Below are 16,858 nucleotides of genomic sequence, written 5' to 3'. Positions count from 1 at the left end.
CGCATCCTAGGGTCGTTCGATTGCGATGGCCGTGCCCTCACCACCACCAATGCAGATGGCCGCAACACCGCGCTTGAGGTCGCGCTTTTCCAATGCGTTGAGAAGCGTGACCATGATCCGTGCACCCGACGCGCCGATCGGGTGGCCCAAGGCACAGGCGCCACCATTGACGTTCACTTTATCGTGGCTGACATTCATCTCTTGCATGAAGGCCATCGGCACGACGGCAAAGGCCTCGTTCACCTCCCACAGATCTACGTCATCCACGGACCACCCCAACCGTTTGAGCAGCTTTTGCGCGGCGGGCACAGGGGCGGTCGTAAACCAGCCGGGTGCTTGTGCATGGCTGGCATGACCCAGAAAACGCGCGCGGATTGGCATATCTGCTTCTTTTGCAGCGCTCTCGGCTGCCAGAAACAATGCCGCCGCCCCGTCCGAGATTGAGGATGCATTGGCTGCCGTCACCGTGCCACCCTCGCGAAACGCAGGTTTGAGCTGCGGGATCTTCTCAGGGCGCGCGCTGGCAGGCTGCTCATCCTCGTTGATTGTGACGGTGTCCTTACGATGACGCACCATGACAGGCGCAATTTCAGCGTCGAACGCATCCGTCCTCTGGGCCTCCAGCGCGCGTGACAGCGACGCCAGCGCGTAATCATCCTGCGCCGCACGGGTGAACTGGAACTTCTCGGCGCAATCTTCCGCAAAGGTGCCCATCAGGCGCCCCTTGTCATATGCGTCCTCCAGCCCGTCGAGAAACATGGAGTCCTGCACACCCTGGTGACCGATGCGCGCGCCGCCGCGCATCTTGGGCAAAAGGTACGGCGCGTTCGTCATACTCTCCATTCCGCCTGCGATCATGGTGCTGGCGTGGCCTAAGGCGATTTGATCGAACGCCATCATGGCAGCCTTCATGCCCGAACCACACATTTTGTTCAGCGTGGTCGCGGGCACATCTTCGCCAAGACCCCCTGCGAAAGCAGCCTGCCGCGCCGGTGCTTGCCCCTGCCCCGCGGGCAAAACGCATCCCATGAGAACCTCATCAGTGGTCTGGGCTCCCGCCCCATCGAGCGCACCTTTTATGGCCGCACCGCCCAAAGCCGGAGCGTCAACGGAGGAAAACGCGCCCTGGAACCCGCCCATAGCAGTCCGGCTGGCCCCGGAAATGACAACTGATCTCATCACGACCTCGCTCTTGGTGTCTGATCAAAACGACTTGGTAACCTTTTCCTCTTAACGATTGGATCAAGTTAAAAGGAGGTAAGGCAATGGACCTGAGCCGTGAAACACACGATGACGTTTTAGTTCTGACCGTGCAAGCCGAACGCATCGATGCAGCGAGCGCCATTCAAATGAAAGACTGCTTCCGTGAGGCCATCAAGGATTGGGATCAGCGCGTTCTGGTTGACCTCAAGAACGTAAATTTCATGGACAGCAGCGGGTTGGGGGCCATGGTGGCTGCCCTGAAATGCCTGAACGGGCGCCCTCTTGAACTGACAGGCATGACACCGGCCGTCGAAAAGGTCTTTTCGCTGACCCGGATGGACAAGGTATTTACGCTGCACGACAGCCGCAAAGACGCACTCGGCGCTGGAGAAAGCAGTAAAAATGACGCAACTGCCGCCTGATTTACCGGATGGCACCCATCTTGACCTGCTAACAAAGACCCCGACGTTCAGCCTGTCCGGTACGGCAAATTTCGCAACGATCCGAGAGATGGTTCAGACCCTGTGCGAGCGCGTCGAACCGCTGGTCGGCAGCACGCCGAGCCCGCGGATTGAACTGGAACTTGTGACCGCAGAGGTGCTGACCAACATCGTGCGCCATGGATACAGAGACATCTCAGGCGGGATGATTGAACTTTCCGCCTACGTCTCAGACAACGACGTGACCATTCTGACGCTGGATCGCGGGCACCCTATGCCGGGCCTTGCCGTTCCGGAACCGAAGACAACACGTGTCGATGTCCCGCTCTATGACTTGCCGGAAGGTGGATTTGGCTGGTCCCTGATTCATCAAATGACGTCCAGATGCGACTACAGGCGGTACAACGACGCGAACTATCTGATCTACACAATCGCGCGCTCTGATGCCGAGCGTTGACCATTTGCCCGATCTTGTTTCCCCAGTGGCGACAATAGGCAGGCGGTAGATTCATTCGACACGATGCGCGCCTCCGTCATCAGAGTTTTATCGGGCGGCCATGGTTTTTCCTCATTTGCACCCAATCCGCGCCATCAATTGCGGCGACCTTGGTTTTGTAGCTGCATGGCTGCCCTCGGTGCTGCGTTTATCAGCCCCCACCCAGATACGTAGTGCCGAGGACTACCCTGCATTTTTCCAAAAATTCGAATGATGGACACCGCCGCTGGGTGACCTAAAGTTGCGATCACACTCAACTTCAGGATCTCTTTTATGCGCGACTTTCATCTGCCCGGCCGGTCTACCGTGTTTGCGACAAACGGTATGTGTGCCACATCCCACCCGCTTGCCGCGAAAGTTGCGGTCCAGATCCTTGAGTCCGGCGGAAACGCAGTCGATGCATCCATTGCCGCCGCGGTTTTGTTGGGAATTTGCGAACCACAGATGACCGGGATCGGCGGCGATTGCTTTGTGCTCGTTGACGTGCCGGGGGAGCCCGACATAATTGCGCTGAACGGATCGGGGCGTGCGCCACAAGCGGCGAGCGCACGGGCCCTGCGGGGCAAGGGTCTTACCGCAATTACGCCCAACAGCGTCGACGCCGTCACGGTCCCCGGCGCGATCGATGCATTTTGTAAACTGTCCGCCGATTGGGGCCGCAAAAGCCTGGCGGACGTTCTGGCACCTGCGATCCGCTACGCCGAAGCCGGCGTTCCGGTTGGCCCCCGCACCAGTTTCGACTGGAAAGAAGCTGAAGGCGCGCCCCAAGGCGTGGCCCAGAACCACTACCTGGTTCAGGGCAAAGCGCCTGAGCCGGGCGTCTTGTTCCGCTGCCCCCAGCAGGCAGAGGTTCTGCGCCGGATTGCGCTTGACGGCCGCGATGCTTTTTACGAAGGCGAGATTGCGGAGGATATGGTGGCGTCTCTGCAGGCGATGGGCGGACAGCATACGCTGGATGATTTCGCGGCGACCGCCTGTGACTACACAATGCCGATCTCAGGCACATATAGCGACATGGATCTGGTGGAGCATCCGCCCAATGGCCATGGGGCGACGGCACTTTTGATGAACAACATTCTTGCGCAGTTCGATCTGGCCAGCCTTGATCCGGCGGGTGCAGACCGCGCGCACCTGGAGGCAGAGGCCGCCAAGCTTGCCTATGACGCGCGCAACAGATTTTTGGCGGACGCGGATCACACGACCCGCTTGGATCACATGTTGTCCATGGACACAGCGCAGGCGCTTGCCGCGCTGATTGATCCAAAACGGGCTATGCCGGACCCGCACGCCATCTCAGAACAGGTTCACAAGGAAACGGTCTATGTGACGGTGGTCGATAAGGATCTGATGTCCGTATCGCTGATCTATTCGATCTTCCACAGTTTCGGTTCCGGCATTGCCTCGGACAAGTTCGGCATTCTGTTCCAGAACCGTGGCGCGGGCTTTACGCTGGAAGAGGGCCATCCGAACGCGCTTGGCGGCCGCAAACGCCCGATGCACACGATCATACCCGCGATGATCCGCCAAAACGGCGAGGTTACGATGCCATTTGGCGTAATGGGCGGGGCCTATCAGCCGAATGGCCATGCGCGGTTCATCACGAACCTCGCTGACTATGGCATGCATCCACAGGCCGCCATCGATGCACCGCGCAGCTTCTCGGACGCGGGCGATATGAAGGTCGAGCGGGGGTACAGCGATGCCGTGCGTCAGGACCTTGCGGATCGGGGGCATCAGGTCTCGATCCCCGACACACCCATTGGCGGCGCTCAGGCGATCTTCATTGACCGGGCAGCTGGCGTTTTACACGGGGCGTCGGACCCAAGAAAGGACGGATGTGCACTTGGCTATTGAGGATCAGTTGAAGTCAAACTGAAGTGGATATTTTCCGATACCGTCATAATCGCCAAACATGGCGGGCAGGTCCGGGTGATCAACGGGCTCGCCCGTCATATCCAACGCCAGGTTCTGCTCTGACACATAGGCCACATAATAGCTTTCATCGTTCTCGGCCAGAAGGTGATAGAACGGTTGATCTTTGCGCGGACGGCTGGCCTCTGGAATGTTGTCGTACCATTCCTCAGTGTTCGAAAACTCTGCATCCACGTCAAAAATCACCCCTCGGAAGGGATGTTTCTTGTGACGGACGATCTGTCCAAGCGTGTATTTAGCGTGAGTTTTCAGCATACCGTTGCAACCTTTACCACCCATAGTTAGACCCGCAACCGGCGTTTTGTCCATTGAGCACCCCTAAAATTCAAGGAAACAGTTTGTGAACCTGATTCTAACAGTGCTCGAAATCGTTGCGCCGGTTTTCCTTCTGGCAGCCATCGGATTTGGCTGGGTCAAGATGGGTTTCGAGTACAAGGTCGAGTTCGTCACGCGGCTGGCCATGACCCTTTCGGTGCCGTGCCTGATCTTCGTGGCCCTGATGAATACCGAGATTTCGCCAGAGGCCTTGACCACCCTGTCGCTCGCGGCGGCGTTGGCCTATGGTCTGGTTACGCTGGGCTGTTTCCTGATGGTCAAAATCGCCCGGCTGGACGTCAGAACCTATCTGGCACCGCTGATATTCGGAAATACCGGCAATCTCGGACTGCCCCTTGCGCTTTTTGCCTTTGGAGACCAGGGGTTAGGCTATGCGGTCGTCGTTTTCGCCATTATGGCGATCTACTCTTTCACGTTCGGTGTCTGGCTTGTCTCGGGCGGTGGATCCATCCTGAAAGTCCTCAAGGAACCTCTGGTCGCCGCGACATTGCTGGGCGCACTGTTCCTGTGGCAAGGCTGGGAAACACCCACATTTCTGACGAATACACTACAATTGATCGGCCAAATGGCTATTCCACTGATGTTGATTACCCTTGGCGTGGCCGTGGCCCGGTTGAAACCTATGAGCATCACCCGCGCCGTTGTCCTGTCGCTCGTCAAAGCGGCGATCTGCATCGCAGCCCCCGTGGCCGTTGGCTTGTGGCTGGCCTTGGATCAGATCGCATTCGCCGTTCTGGTGCTTCAAGTTGCCACGCCAGTTGCCGTTACGTCGTATCTGCTGGCGGTAAAATATGAGGCGGATTCCGAATCTGTGGCGGGGCTCGTGGTGGTCTCGACCCTGCTTTCAGTGGGCTACATCCCTCTGACACTCGCATTTCTGATTTAAACCCAAACTCGTGACTTTGCGGAACTGGGATTTTGAGGTATTCTGCTTGAAACGGGTAAAAGCCCAAGCAGACAGGCATTTTCTATGAACAAAGTATTTCGCGCAGTCGCGCTGTTCCTTCTTGTCGCCAGTTGCAGTTCTGGCGTGCAATCTCCGCCCCGCAATCTCGACAACGCGTGCTCTATCGCGTCGCAGCGGCCCAGCTGGTTCGCTGATATGAAACAGACCGAGCGCAAATGGGGCATCCCGGTCCATGTGCAGATGGCCACCATCCATCAGGAAAGTAAGTTCGTGGGCGATGCACGAACGCCACTGCGCTACACGCTGGGCATTATCCCGATGGGGCGCCAGTCCTCGGCCTTCGGATACAGCCAAGCCCTGGACGCGACATGGGACGAATACCGCGATGATCAGCGACGCAGACGTGCCAAACGGGACAATTTCAGCGACGCCGTGGATTTCATGGGTTGGTACATGAATGGCAGCACGGAGCGTTTGGGCATTCCGCGCTCGGACGCCCGCAACCAGTATCTGGCCTATCACGAAGGGCGCGCAGGCTTTGCACGTGGCAGCTACAATCGGAAAAGCTGGCTTTTGGGCGTGTCCTCCCGCGTTGCGACGCGGGCTGACATGTATCGCAATCAGTTGATCGGCTGCGGTCGGGCCTAGAAGCCGCGGCGGGTGATTTCCTGCGGGATGCTGAATTTACCGGCGCCGATCCGTGCGCCGGTGTTCAGATCCCCCAGGATCACTGTCGTTTGAGCGCCCGTGTCATTGGTGATGACCCACTGACGCAACTCCACCGGGTTGTCGGTGAACTTCAACTGGATGTTTCCGTATTCCGGGTTGGCCGGATCCTGCACCGTAACGGTCGTCGCATTGCCGTCCTGCCCGTGGCCCACCACCATGTTGGAGCGATTCAAGTTGACCCGCTCGGCCAAAATCAGGTTGAGCGGCGTGCGGGACAGGGGAAACTGTTCCGGGGGTACGTTTGATTTCGGATCAAACACAGCCACTTGACCGCCCCCGGCAATCACAAGGCTTCTGTCCGGCGGGGCATATTCGAACCGAACGCGACCGGGCCGGCGGATGAAAATATCGCCCGTTGTCACCGTCCCGTCAGAATTGATCTGCGTGAACTCCCCCGTCGCGGACGTCATCGCGTTCATGTAGTTCGAGATCTTGGACAACGGAATCCGGTCGGCAATCGCAGGTGCCGCCAAAGCAAGCACGACGATCGGTGTCAAAAGCAGGTGTCTCATCATGCTCTCCAAGTTAAACGACCGGGCGCGGCTTTAAACCCCCACACCATCACAACCGCGAAACCGAATGTTACTGCTCTGGAACGAGGATTTCGCGCTTGCCCACATGGTTGGCAGGCGACACAAGGCCCTGCTCTTCCATTTGCTCTACCAACCGCGCGGCTTTGTTATATCCGATGGCCAGTTTCCGCTGAATGTAGGATGTCGAACACTTCCGGTCCTTCAAAACAACCTGAACGGCAGTGTCATACAGCGCGTCCTCGCCATCCGTGTTGCCGCCCAGCCCGAGGACCATGTCTATGTCGCTCGATTTCTCCTCATCCGGGCCTTCAACGACACCAGACATATACGAAGGTGGCCCGAAGGATTTCAGATGCGTGACGATTTCCTCGACCTCTTCGTCGCTCACGAATGGCCCGTGGATCCGGGTGATCTTGGAGCCGCCCGCCATATAGAGCATGTCCCCCATGCCCAAAAGCTGCTCGGCCCCCTGCTCTCCCAGAATAGTGCGGCTGTCGATCTTCGAGGTCACTTGGAAACTGATCCGGGTCGGGAAGTTGGCTTTAATCGTACCGGTGATCACGTCGACGGATGGACGTTGCGTCGCCATGATCAGGTGGATGCCCGAAGCCCGCGCCATCTGCGCCAGACGCTGAATGCAGGCTTCAATCTCTTTGCCCGCGACCATCATCAAGTCTGCCATCTCGTCAACGATGACAACGATATAGGGCATCGCCTCTGGTTGGAACTCCTCCGTTTCGAACACCGGTTCGCCGGTTTCGTCGTCGAACCCGGTTTGAACAGTACGGCTGAACAACTCACCCCGCGACAGCGCATCTTTCACGCGGCCGTTGTAGCCGTCGATGTTGCGCACGCCCATCTTGGACATCTTGCGATAGCGCTCTTCCATTTCGCCCACGACCCATTTCAGGGCAACGACCGCCTTCTTGGGATCGGTCACAACCGGGGACAAAAGGTGGGGGATGCCGTCATAAACGCTGAGTTCCAGCATCTTCGGGTCGATCATGATCAACCGGCATTCCTCGGGCGTCAGCTTATACAGCAAGGACAGGATCATGGTGTTGATCGCAACTGATTTACCGGATCCGGTGGTCCCGGCGATCAGCAGGTGGGGCATCTTCGCAAGGTTGGCGACGATGGCCTCGCCGCCGATGTCCTTGCCCAAGGCAAGAGGCAGTTTCTGATTGCCGTCGCCGAAATCACGGGCCGCGAGGATTTCCCGCAGCACCACCATTTCGCGTTTCTCGTTTGGCAATTCGATCCCGATGACGGACCGACCTGGCACGGTGGAGACCCGCGCGGACAGGGCCGACATGGACCGCGCAATATCATCGGCCAGACCGATCACGCGGGAGGCCTTAAGGCCTGGCGCTGGTTCCAGTTCGTACATGGTGACGACGGGTCCGGGCCGCACGCTGACGATTTCACCTTTGACACCGTAATCATCCAGTACGGCCTCAAGCATACGTGCGTTTTCCTCAAGGGCCTCGTCGCTGAGAACATAGCGTTCAATCGTCGTCGGATTTGCCAGCAGGTTGAGCGGTGGCAGCTCGAACCCGTCCCCATTGGTCTCATCGAATTGAAGAGCCGGTTGCGCCTCGGCCTGTGCCTTTTTGGACGGCGTCGGAGCCTTCCGGGCCGGGTGTTGGACCACGGGCTTTGTGATGGGCGCCGACTGAAGCCGGTTCGTGGGCGCACTCAGATACTCTGGCATGTCCATCGGGTCGTCTTCGTCGACATCCGCCTGCAGCGGGGGTTCGGCACGGTCCCGTGTTAGAATTGGCTCTGCGCGCGGAGCGATTGGCGCGTCACGTTCGGCGACCAGCCGGTTACCACGGTTGCGGACCACATCTGAGATTTTCGACTTGATCCGATCCTCAGGGCTCATCGTGTCATGATCGACCTGCCCCTCGTAGGCATTTAGCTCTTCAGGGTCCGGGCGTTTCACCAAAGCGGGGATGCGAGCCAACAAACTTGGCTTTTTCGGTGCTGTCGGCACAGGCGCGGACAGGCTTGGACCTTCGATTGGCTCATCATCGACATAATCGTCCGTGTGGCTACGAGCCGCGCGCGCCCTTGCAGCACTGACGCCGCCCCATATCAGGGACCGCAAAACGCGCATCAGGCTTGCATAGGTCAGGATCGTGCCGACCAGCATGAAGCGGCCGATACGCAGCAATTCGTGTCGTTCAAAACCCAAGACGAACAAAGAGAATGCGATAAGTGTCGCGAACACCAGAAGCGCCACGATTTTCAGACCAAGCGTCGCGCTGATTGGTGCAATGGTGAGGATCGCACCCAAGACCGTTTCGCCAAATAGGCCCCCGGGGCCAAAAGAATGCGCCCAGCCTTCAGGCGGAAGATGTGTTGTTGCATAGACCGAGGCCAAGGCCACGGCCAAAGGCGCGAAAATCATCCGTCCAAACGCCCGATCTGCGCCCATATGGAAGGTGAACCGAACACCCCACACACACAGGATAACGGGGATGGCCCATGCGCCGAACCCCACAATAATGAAGAGTGGGCTTGCCAAGGACGCGCCGAACCGACCAAGCCAGTTTTTCGCAGGCTCGTCAGTGGCGGAAAGCCAGCTTGGGTCCTCGGGCACGTAAGAGATCAAAAGCATCGCCGTCAAAATGCCGATGGCCAGCATCGCCAGACCAACAAGCTCTTTCCCGCGCTTCTCGATCGCCGCTTGCATATCACTGTCCAGAAATGGATCTCTTGGCCGTGCCTGAAATGCCATCTTCGTTACCTCACATTATCCGTAGACGCAGCTTTTGAGGGCCGTAAGCCCTTTCTGCAGTTCATTGATTGGGGCGACCAAGGCCGCCCGGATGTATGTCTGACCTGGGTTTTTCCCGTCATACTCCCGGCCGAGATAGGACCCGGGCAGCACCTTAACGCCGCGCTCTGTCCAAAGCTGTTTTGCGGTGGCCTCACCATCGTCCACCGGAAGCCAGAGGAAAAACCCGGCCTCGGGCGCGACGTAGCCGTCGATCTCGGCGAAAAGCCCATCCGCGTAATCCAATTTCTCACGGTAGAGCTGTCGGTTCGCCTCGACATGCGCCTCGTCCGCCCACACTTTTTCCGCTGCCCGCTGCAGCGGCTTTGGCAACGGGGCCCCTGCGTAGTTTCGCAGGCTTTTCATTCTTGCGATGTTTTCAGGACCGCTGGCCGCAAATCCGGAGCGCAAACCTGCCAAATTCGAACGTTTTGACAAAGAGTTAAACAAAACAACACGTTCCGGGTCAGCCTGAGCGCGACCCGCGGCGGTCAACGCCCCAAGTGGCGCCACATCGCGGTAAATCTCAGAATAGCATTCATCTGCGAAAATTTTGAAATCATAGGTTTCGGCAAGATCCAGCAAATCAATCCAGTAAGACGCGCCTGCCACAGCGCCCTGCGGGTTGGACGGAGAGCAAATGTAGGCTGCAACCACCCGGTTTAAGATCTCGGGCGACAGGCTCCGATAATCCGGCAGGAAGCCCGTTTCACGTGTCGCAGGCACATAAATCGGCTCCGCATCCACTGCGAGCGCTGCGACCGCATAGACCTGATAGAACGGGTTCGGTGTCAGAATAACTGGGCGCTGGTTGTTTTTCGTCTCGGCACATAGCGCGAGTGTTGCGTTGAACAGGCCTTCGCGTGTGCCATTTAGCGGAAAGACCTGAGTGTCCGGATCAAGGGAAATCTCGTAGCGCGCACTTGCCCAGTCGGCGATGGCGTTGCGCAGTTCCGGCGTGCCATCATTTGGGGGATACCCCCCGAAATCATCCGCGTGCTCCATCAGAATATCGAGAATCCAGCGGGGGAAGGGGTGCATCGGGGATCCGATGGTCATGTCCACGACATCACCGCCCGGCTCCAGACCAGACAGCAAGCTCCGCAGCCGCGGAAACGCATAAGGGGGCAGGTTCGAAAACCGTGCAGGGAAGGTCATAGGACCGCCAATATTGCCTCAGAGTTCGGGATCATATCGCCCCGATTGCCCTCAAACTACCGGGCCAAACCCTGTCGGTCCAGAACTTCACCTGATTTTGTCAGGCCGCGTCGGCAATAATGTGTCTTTTTCGCCCCTTACGACAGCGCCTGCTCTGCGGCCGCGCCAATCCGAAGCAGTCGTTCTTCGGAAAATGGCGCGGACAGGAACATGATGCCCGTGGATGGAACACCCGTCGGCAGCGTCAATCCGGACAGTCCCATCAGGTTCCCGATCCGCGTGTTGCGCAACGTCAGAAGGTTTTCGGTTACGTAAAAATCCGGATCGCTCATCAACCGATCCAGATCCGGTGGCAATATCGGCGACGTCGGCAGGATCACCGCGTCAAAAGCAGAGGTTTGCTTGATCCATTCTACGCGAATGTCCTCCAGCCGGAACCACGCCTGAATGTAGTCTTTGGCCAAGACATCCGCCCCACCCCGGAAGCGCTTCAATATCTCCGGGAACATCAGATCAGGGTTTGCTTCTATCACATCGGCCCATTGCCCATAGGCTTCACTGGAAAACAGCACAGCTGACAGGCTGAGGGCCTCATCGACTTCAGGTATCCACAGGTCCGCAACCTGTGCCCCCGCGTTTTGCAATCGCTCAACGGCGCTTTTGAACGCGGCTTGGGGTGCATCGCGGATGTCGTCAAACGCAGCGGTGCGCAGTATGGCAAAGCGTGCGCCCTCAAGACGAGCACCGGTCAGATCAATGGATGGGCTGCCTTCCAGCGCGGAAAGCAGGTGGGCGGCGTCTTCGACCGAGCGGCACAATGGCCCCACTGTATCAAATCGTGAAGACAGCGGGACACTGCCCTTAACCGACAGACGACCCAGGGTGGTTTTGAGACCCACCAAATCGTTCCAGGCCGCAGGAATACGTACGGAGCCGCCAGTGTCCGACCCGATGGCCCCCGCCGCGATCCCGAACGCCACAGACGTCGCCGCGCCGGACGAAGACCCACCTGCGACGGCCGCTGTATTGTTCACGCAGGGCGGCGTGGCTGTGATCGGGTTCAACCCAAGACCCGAAAACGCAAGCTCCGACATATGTGTCTTTCCGAGGCAGACTAAACCTGCCGCCGTGGCATTCCGCAGGACCTCGGCATCTGCCGTCGGAACGCGGTCTTTCAACAGCGCGCTGCCTGCTTCGGTCGCAACGCCGGCCGTATCGAACAGGTCTTTCCAAGAGATCGGTACGCCGTCCAGAAAAGAAGCGCGCAATCCGTTCTTTGCCCGTGTCGCGGCGGCTTTTGCTTCGGCCCGAGCGCGATCTTCGGTCATTCGGGCGTAGATACGCGGGGTAATCTCTTGGACTTGAGCTGCATCCAAGTACACCTCAGTCAATGCCACTGGGTCAATGTCCCCCTTGGCAATCCCACGGCCCAGATCGCTTGCAGTCATCGTTAGCCAAGTCTCTGACATGAAACGCCCCTTTTTGAATATGCAGAACGATAGCGGCACTCCGGCACATGGACAATGTCGGGATCATGCGCATATTCAGTTGCATGAAAAACCGGTATGACATCGCGATTGTGGGAGGCGGGTTAAACGGCTGCGCCTTGGCTTTAGCCCTTGCGAGCGGCGGTTTTACAGTCGCGCTAATCGAAGCACATAAAACGCAAGGCTCAGCGAAAACCCAGTTCGACGGGCGCAGCTATGCGCTGGCCCTTGCCTCAACCCGGCTTCTATCTGTAATCGGCATTTGGGATCAGATTGCAGAACACGCCCAGCCGATGCTTGAAATTAAGGTGACCGATGGGCGGCCCGGCGAGGGGCCATCCCCTTTCTGGATGCACTTTGATCACGCCGAACTGGAAGAAGGCCCGATGGGCTACATGATTGAGGACCGCCATCTGCGCGATGCGTTTCTTGCGGCGATCTCAAATCAGCCAAACATCACGCATTTCACGGGCGCCCCAGTCATCGGTCAGAAGGGGCTCGGCGGTGCCGTCGAGGTTGAGATCGAGGGTGAGGAAACGGTAAACGCCTCTCTTCTTGTCGGGTGTGACGGGCGCAAAAGTGGAACCGCTCAACGTGCCGGAATCACGCGATCCTTCAAGGATTATGGTCAAACCGCACTTGTCGCGGCCATCGGTCATGAAAAACCCCATGGCGGCATTGCGCACCAGTTTTTTCTGCCCGCCGGACCGCTGGCGATCTTGCCGCTGACCGGCAACCGAAGTTCCATCGTTTGGGCGGAGAGCCATGACCGCGCGGCAGAAATTTCTGCGCTGCCGGATGAAGGTTTCATCGAGGCACTGCAACCTGCGTTCGGTGATTTTCTTGGGGCATTGTCTGTGGCTGGCGCGCGGTTTTCATATCCGTTGAACCAGACACTTGCGGATCAGCTGACTGCTGATCGCCTGGCTCTGATTGGCGACGCGGCGCATGGAATTCACCCCATTGCAGGTCAGGGGTTGAATCAGGGTTTGCGAGACGGGGCAGCCTTGTCCGAGGTGCTTGTGGACGCGAAGCGTCGGGGTGAGGACATAGGGGCAGCGCCAGTTTTGGATCGTTATGCGGATTGGCGGTCCTTTGACAGGACAACGTTGGCCCTCGCCACCGATACGTTCAACTCTATGTTTTCAAATGACAATCCGCTGATGCGACTTGGTCGTGATATTGGAATGGGATTGGTCAACGCAGTGCCCGGTCTGCGACGTGGGTTCATGCGGGAGGCTGCAGGTTTGACCGGGGATGTCCCACGTCTTTTGCGTGGTCAGCCGCTTTAGTCTGACAGCTTGCGGGCCTCATCAATCAGCATGATCGGGATTCCGCCGCGGATCGGAAAGGCCAGATCTGCGGCTTCTGAAATCAGCTCCTGAGCATCCGCATCGTATCGCAATGTGCTTTGCGTGAGCGGGCAAATCAGCCCCTCCAGCATGTGTCGCTGGGCGTTTGGTTCGCTCATTGGATCACCTCGTCGGCCATCCCACCACGCAAGGCAAATTCGATCAGCGTTATCAGCGTTTCACGCCGTGTGCTCAGCGATGGAGCTTCGAGAAGCGCCTGTTTTTCTTCGGGGTCAAAAGGGCACAGCATCGAGATCGAATTCACCAGAAGCTCGTCTTCAGCATCCTTTAGACTGTCCCAATCCGTCTCAAGGCCGTGATGCACAAAATATTTGTGGAGCAGTTCCAGAAAGTTTGTCCGGTCGAAATTGGTATCCGTCTCGGTGGGCCCCAAATCGCGGCCGAACCCCTCCCAACTTACATCGGCCCGCCGATACGGGCAGAACCCCGTCGTTTCCTGCTTGATCCGGAACCGGCTGATCCCCGACAGCGTAATCATGTAACGGCCGTCTTCGGTCTCGGAAAATTGAGTGATCCGCCCACCGCATCCGATTGCATGAAGCTTCGGCTTCCCGTCCGGGCCGTCATGGGGCTGCACCATACCGATCAGCCGGTGCGGCGTCTTCAGAGTATCTTCAAACATCTGAAGGTAACGGGGCTCAAACAGATGCAGCGGCAGTCTCGCGCGCGGCAAAAGAAGCGCGCCCGGCAAGGGAAACACGGGGATCGTGTCGGGCAGGTCTGCGGCTCTCATCATATTCAAAAGATAGCCCGCAGGCCGGTTCAGGCAAATATCATCGAAGATAACTTGCGCCGCCCATTCAGGGCGATTGGGTCCTCGGCCTTCAGCGCTTCAAATATTGTAAAAAGCTGCGCTTTGGCCGCGCCATCATTCCAGTCGCGATCCCGCCGAAACAGTTCAAGAAGCTGGTCGACAGCCGCCTGAGTGTCTCCGTTTGCATGGAGCGCGGTCGCGAGATCGAAGCGGGCCTGATGGTCATCCGGAGCGCCGTCGACCTTGGCCGTCAGATCGGCGACAGGGCCTGCATTTTCGGCCTGTCGGGCCAGTTCGATCTGAGCGCGAACGGCCTCGATTTCGGGAGATGTCGCGATATCTTCGGGTGCATTGTCCAAAAGGGCTTGCGCCTGATCGACCTCACCAAGCGCCAAATGGGCGCGGATCAGGCCAGAATAAGCGGCGGCATTAGACGGGTCTTCGCCAAGGACCGCCGCGAAGGTCTGGGCCGCATCCGTCACTGCGCCCTCGGCTAGCATCGCCTCTGCCGCATCGATGGCATCCTGCAAACCGTCGCCGCCTTCGCCACCGGCGGCCGTGATCAGCTTGTCGATAAATGCCTTGATCTCACTTGCGGGCAAGGCCCCTTGAAATGCATCAACCGGCTGGCCTTGATAAAACGCGTAGACCGTGGGGATCGATTGGATCCGAAGCTGGGCCGCGATTTGCTGGTTCTGGTCCACATCGACCTTCACCATCTTCACTTTGCCACCCGCGGCAGTTACCGCGGCTTCTAGCGCAGGGCCCAATGTCTTGCACGGGCCGCACCACGGTGCCCAGAAATCCACGATCACCGGAACCTCTTGCGAGGCTTCGATGACGTCCTGCATGAACGTGGCCTCTGTACTATCCTTGATCAGATCGCCGGGGTTCGTGACGTCGCCGCCTGCATTCAGTTCCAGCATACTATCCTCGTCTTCTAGGTTCCGTGCGCCCTATATGTGGGCGCGTGCGTCAAAGATCAAATGTCGCAAAGACAGGCGCGTGGTCCGATGGCTTTTCCCATCCCCGCGCGTCCCGCACGATGCGAGAGCCGTGAGCCGCTGACGCAATGTCCTTTGTGGCCCAGATGTGGTCCAGTCTACGCCCCTTGTCAGCGGCATCCCAGTCGCGCGCGCGATAAGACCACCACGAATAAAGCTGGCCTTCGGGGATGTCCGTACGGGTCACATCCACCCAGTTGCCGGCGTCCTGCGCTTCGCCCAGATGTTCAACCTCGGTGGGCGTATGGCTGACCACCTTCAAAAGCTGCTTGTGAGACCACACGTCATCTTCGCGAGGTGCAATGTTCAGATCGCCAACGAGAATGGATTTCTCTGGCGCGTTTGCATGAAACGCATCGCGCAGGTCTGTCAGGTAGTCGAGCTTCTGGCCAAACTTCACGTTCACCTCCCGATCGGGCACATCGCCCCCGGCAGGCACATAATGGTTGTGGATCGTAACGCCGTTTTCCAAACGTGCCGCGATGTGGCGTGCGTGGCCAAGACCAGCAAAATCCTCGGCACCGGCCTCTTCCAACGGCAGTTTCGAAAAAATCGCCACGCCATTGTAACCCTTCTCGCCCCGGGCCACCATGTGCCCGTAGCCAAGCGCCTTGAACGCCTCGAGCGGGATCTTGTCCACCGGGCTCTTACATTCCTGCAGGCACAAAACATCGGGCGCCTCGGCTTCCATCAGCTTGCACACCAGTTGCTCGCGCAGGCGCACTGAGTTGATGTTCCAGGTGGCAAGCGTGAAAGCCATTGTCATTCCCTCCGCGTCGGCTGATTTGGCGGGACCGTACTGCCGCGTCTTCCGCAGCGCCAGCAGGATTTCAGGTCCAGGCGGGCAGCGCGGTACGTAAAAAAGCCCGGACCATAAAAGGTCCGGGCAGTCCAACAGGGAGGCGCCATGTCTATATCCCGATATGGCAAGGGATCGTACGTCGGACCCGACAGCGTTGCCGGACCCTGAGTTTAACCGTTCAGCCGATACCCGCCTGACTCGGTCACCAGCAAACGCGCGTTGGACGGATCTGGTTCAATTTTTTGACGCAGGCGATAAATATGCGTCTCCAAAGTATGGGTCGTCACGCCTGCGTTGTATCCCCACACCTCGTGCAGCAGCATGTCGCGCGCCACGACGCCGTCGCTGGAACGGTAGAGGAATTTGAGAATATTGGTCTCTTTTTCCGTCAGGCGAATTTTCTTGTCATCTTCGGTAAGCAGCATCTTCATCGCTGGCTTGAACGTGTACGGGCCAAGCTGGAAAACGGCATCCTCGGATTGCTCATGCTGGCGCAGTTGCGCGCGGATGCGGGCCAGAAGCACTGGAAATTTGAACGGCTTGGACACGTAATCATTCGCACCAGCATCAAGACCAAGGATCGTATCTGCATCGCTGTCATGGCCTGTCAGCATCAGAACCGGGCATTTCACGCCTTGTTTTCGCATCAGGCGGCACAACTCGCGGCCATCGGTATCTGGCAGTCCCACGTCCAGGATGATCAGATCGTAGATCGCTTCTTTTGCCTTCTCCATCGCGTGCGCGCCGTTCTCGGCCTCGAACACGTCAAAGTCTTCGGTCATCACAAGTTGCTCTGACAACGCCTCGCGAAGATCATCGTCGTCATCAACCAACAGAATTTTCTTAAGCGTCGCCATATGCTTGTTCCTTCCCTTGTCCTCTCTAATTTGGGAACACATGTGACATCTCACAACTCACG

17 protein-coding genes are annotated in these 16,858 nt (G+C 58.2%); 6 read left to right on the top strand and 11 right to left on the bottom strand.

Going from position 1 to position 16,858, the window contains the following annotated elements; all coding sequences use genetic code 11:
• Positions 1–6: 6 nt before the first annotated feature.
• A complete protein-coding gene (locus KIN_RS16655) occupies positions 7–1,179 on the bottom strand; it encodes a thiolase family protein (RefSeq protein ID WP_159809179.1) in 1,173 nt (390 codons plus the stop codon).
• An 86-nt stretch (positions 1,180–1,265) separates the two neighbouring features.
• Here KIN_RS16655 and KIN_RS16650 point away from each other — a divergent pair, with 86 nt between their 5' ends.
• From KIN_RS16650 to KIN_RS16640, 3 genes are all read left to right on the top strand, one after another.
• Positions 1,266–1,625: an STAS domain-containing protein gene (locus KIN_RS16650; RefSeq protein ID WP_159809177.1), complete on the top strand. Its 360-nt coding sequence runs from the start codon at positions 1,266–1,268 to the stop codon at positions 1,623–1,625.
• The gene (locus tag KIN_RS16645) at positions 1,606–2,100 is read left to right on the top strand and encodes an ATP-binding protein (RefSeq protein ID WP_159809175.1); all 495 of its coding nucleotides are present in this window, start codon (positions 1,606–1,608) and stop codon (positions 2,098–2,100) included. Before KIN_RS16650 ends, KIN_RS16645 begins: the two co-directional genes overlap by 20 nt.
• A 312-nt stretch (positions 2,101–2,412) precedes the next feature.
• Positions 2,413–3,993, top strand: a complete 1,581-nt coding sequence (locus KIN_RS16640; protein ID WP_159809173.1) for a gamma-glutamyltransferase family protein — start codon at positions 2,413–2,415, stop codon at positions 3,991–3,993.
• 3 nt (positions 3,994–3,996) lie between these two features.
• On the opposite strand, the gene hspQ is transcribed toward KIN_RS16640, so the two are convergent.
• Positions 3,997–4,326 (bottom strand): heat shock protein HspQ, encoded by a 330-nt coding sequence (gene hspQ, locus KIN_RS16635; RefSeq protein ID WP_159809596.1) that lies wholly within the window; start codon positions 4,324–4,326, stop codon positions 3,997–3,999.
• 85 nt (positions 4,327–4,411) lie between these two features.
• Between hspQ and KIN_RS16630 the strand changes: the two genes are divergently transcribed.
• Positions 4,412–5,293 (top strand): AEC family transporter, encoded by an 882-nt coding sequence (locus tag KIN_RS16630; RefSeq protein ID WP_159809171.1) that lies wholly within the window; start codon positions 4,412–4,414, stop codon positions 5,291–5,293.
• Between the two features lie 84 nt (positions 5,294–5,377).
• Positions 5,378–5,962: a transglycosylase SLT domain-containing protein gene (locus KIN_RS16625; RefSeq protein ID WP_159809169.1), complete on the top strand. Its 585-nt coding sequence runs from the start codon at positions 5,378–5,380 to the stop codon at positions 5,960–5,962.
• Here KIN_RS16625 and KIN_RS16620 read toward each other — a convergent pair.
• The 4 genes from KIN_RS16620 to KIN_RS16605 all read right to left on the bottom strand — a co-directional run bounded on the left by KIN_RS16620 (position 5,959) and on the right by KIN_RS16605 (position 11,988).
• Positions 5,959–6,555 carry a LolA family protein gene (locus tag KIN_RS16620; protein ID WP_174239136.1) on the bottom strand — a complete coding sequence of 199 codons (597 nt, stop codon included), beginning with the start codon at positions 6,553–6,555 and terminating at the stop codon, positions 5,959–5,961. The two genes, KIN_RS16625 and KIN_RS16620, sit on opposite strands and share 4 nt — an antisense overlap.
• 70 nt (positions 6,556–6,625) lie before the next feature.
• Positions 6,626–9,322 (bottom strand): DNA translocase FtsK, encoded by a 2,697-nt coding sequence (locus KIN_RS16615; protein ID WP_159809165.1) that lies wholly within the window; start codon positions 9,320–9,322, stop codon positions 6,626–6,628.
• A gap of 15 nt (positions 9,323–9,337) precedes the next feature.
• Entirely contained in the window at positions 9,338–10,519 is a 1,182-nt protein-coding gene (locus KIN_RS16610; protein ID WP_159809163.1) for an aminotransferase class I/II-fold pyridoxal phosphate-dependent enzyme, read from the bottom strand.
• A 137-nt stretch (positions 10,520–10,656) separates the two neighbouring features.
• Positions 10,657–11,988, bottom strand: coding sequence for an amidase (locus KIN_RS16605; protein ID WP_243144958.1), 1,332 nt, complete (start codon positions 11,986–11,988; stop codon positions 10,657–10,659).
• 47 nt (positions 11,989–12,035) lie between these two features.
• Here KIN_RS16605 and KIN_RS16600 point away from each other — a divergent pair, with 47 nt between their 5' ends.
• Positions 12,036–13,298, top strand: a complete 1,263-nt coding sequence (locus KIN_RS16600) for a UbiH/UbiF/VisC/COQ6 family ubiquinone biosynthesis hydroxylase (protein ID WP_373281673.1) — start codon at positions 12,036–12,038, stop codon at positions 13,296–13,298.
• Here the strand turns inward: KIN_RS16600 and KIN_RS16595 are convergent.
• The 5 genes from KIN_RS16595 to KIN_RS16575 form a co-directional block, all read right to left on the bottom strand.
• Positions 13,295–13,477, bottom strand: a complete 183-nt coding sequence (locus tag KIN_RS16595) for a Trm112 family protein (protein ID WP_159809161.1) — start codon at positions 13,475–13,477, stop codon at positions 13,295–13,297. The two genes, KIN_RS16600 and KIN_RS16595, sit on opposite strands and share 4 nt — an antisense overlap.
• Complete coding sequence (locus tag KIN_RS16590) at positions 13,474–14,115, bottom strand: LON peptidase substrate-binding domain-containing protein (protein WP_159809159.1); 642 nt, start codon at positions 14,113–14,115, stop codon at positions 13,474–13,476. Before KIN_RS16590 ends, KIN_RS16595 begins: the two co-directional genes overlap by 4 nt.
• A 26-nt stretch (positions 14,116–14,141) precedes the next feature.
• The gene (trxA, locus tag KIN_RS16585; RefSeq protein WP_159809157.1) at positions 14,142–15,059 is read right to left on the bottom strand and encodes a thioredoxin; all 918 of its coding nucleotides are present in this window, start codon (positions 15,057–15,059) and stop codon (positions 14,142–14,144) included.
• A 49-nt stretch (positions 15,060–15,108) separates the two neighbouring features.
• Positions 15,109–15,897: an exodeoxyribonuclease III gene (locus KIN_RS16580; RefSeq protein WP_159809155.1), complete on the bottom strand. Its 789-nt coding sequence runs from the start codon at positions 15,895–15,897 to the stop codon at positions 15,109–15,111.
• A 212-nt stretch (positions 15,898–16,109) separates the two neighbouring features.
• A complete protein-coding gene (locus KIN_RS16575; RefSeq protein ID WP_159809153.1) occupies positions 16,110–16,796 on the bottom strand; it encodes a response regulator transcription factor in 687 nt (228 codons plus the stop codon).
• Positions 16,797–16,858 lie beyond the last annotated feature (62 nt).

It is taken from the genome of Litoreibacter roseus (genome assembly GCF_009811795.1).
GTDB classification, from domain to species: domain Bacteria; phylum Pseudomonadota; class Alphaproteobacteria; order Rhodobacterales; family Rhodobacteraceae; genus Litoreibacter; species Litoreibacter roseus.
This window is presented reverse-complemented; position numbering and strand designations above follow the sequence as displayed.

Bases quoted from the DNA above. Each gene is read 5' to 3' on its own strand.
- KIN_RS16655 (WP_159809179.1), bottom strand. From the start codon at position 1,179: ATGAGATCAGTTGTCATTTCCGGGGCCAGCCGGACTGCTATGGGCGGG.
- KIN_RS16650 (WP_159809177.1), top strand. From the start codon at position 1,266: ATGGACCTGAGCCGTGAAACACACGATGACGTTTTAGTTCTGACCGTG.
- KIN_RS16645 (WP_159809175.1), top strand. From the start codon at position 1,606: ATGACGCAACTGCCGCCTGATTTACCGGATGGCACCCATCTTGACCTG.
- KIN_RS16640 (WP_159809173.1), top strand. From the start codon at position 2,413: ATGCGCGACTTTCATCTGCCCGGCCGGTCTACCGTGTTTGCGACAAAC.
- hspQ (WP_159809596.1), bottom strand. From the start codon at position 4,326: ATGCTGAAAACTCACGCTAAATACACGCTTGGACAGATCGTCCGTCAC.
- KIN_RS16625 (WP_159809169.1), top strand. From the start codon at position 5,378: ATGAACAAAGTATTTCGCGCAGTCGCGCTGTTCCTTCTTGTCGCCAGT.
- KIN_RS16620 (WP_174239136.1), bottom strand. From the start codon at position 6,555: ATGAGACACCTGCTTTTGACACCGATCGTCGTGCTTGCTTTGGCGGCA.
- KIN_RS16615 (WP_159809165.1), bottom strand. From the start codon at position 9,322: ATGGCATTTCAGGCACGGCCAAGAGATCCATTTCTGGACAGTGATATG.
- KIN_RS16610 (WP_159809163.1), bottom strand. From the start codon at position 10,519: ATGACCTTCCCTGCACGGTTTTCGAACCTGCCCCCTTATGCGTTTCCG.
- KIN_RS16605 (WP_243144958.1), bottom strand. From the start codon at position 11,988: ATGTCAGAGACTTGGCTAACGATGACTGCAAGCGATCTGGGCCGTGGG.
- KIN_RS16600 (WP_373281673.1), top strand. From the start codon at position 12,036: ATGGACAATGTCGGGATCATGCGCATATTCAGTTGCATGAAAAACCGG.
- KIN_RS16595 (WP_159809161.1), bottom strand. From the start codon at position 13,477: ATGAGCGAACCAAACGCCCAGCGACACATGCTGGAGGGGCTGATTTGC.
- KIN_RS16590 (WP_159809159.1), bottom strand. From the start codon at position 14,115: ATGATGAGAGCCGCAGACCTGCCCGACACGATCCCCGTGTTTCCCTTG.
- trxA (WP_159809157.1), bottom strand. From the start codon at position 15,059: ATGCTGGAACTGAATGCAGGCGGCGACGTCACGAACCCCGGCGATCTG.
- KIN_RS16580 (WP_159809155.1), bottom strand. From the start codon at position 15,897: ATGGCTTTCACGCTTGCCACCTGGAACATCAACTCAGTGCGCCTGCGC.
- KIN_RS16575 (WP_159809153.1), bottom strand. From the start codon at position 16,796: ATGGCGACGCTTAAGAAAATTCTGTTGGTTGATGACGACGATGATCTT.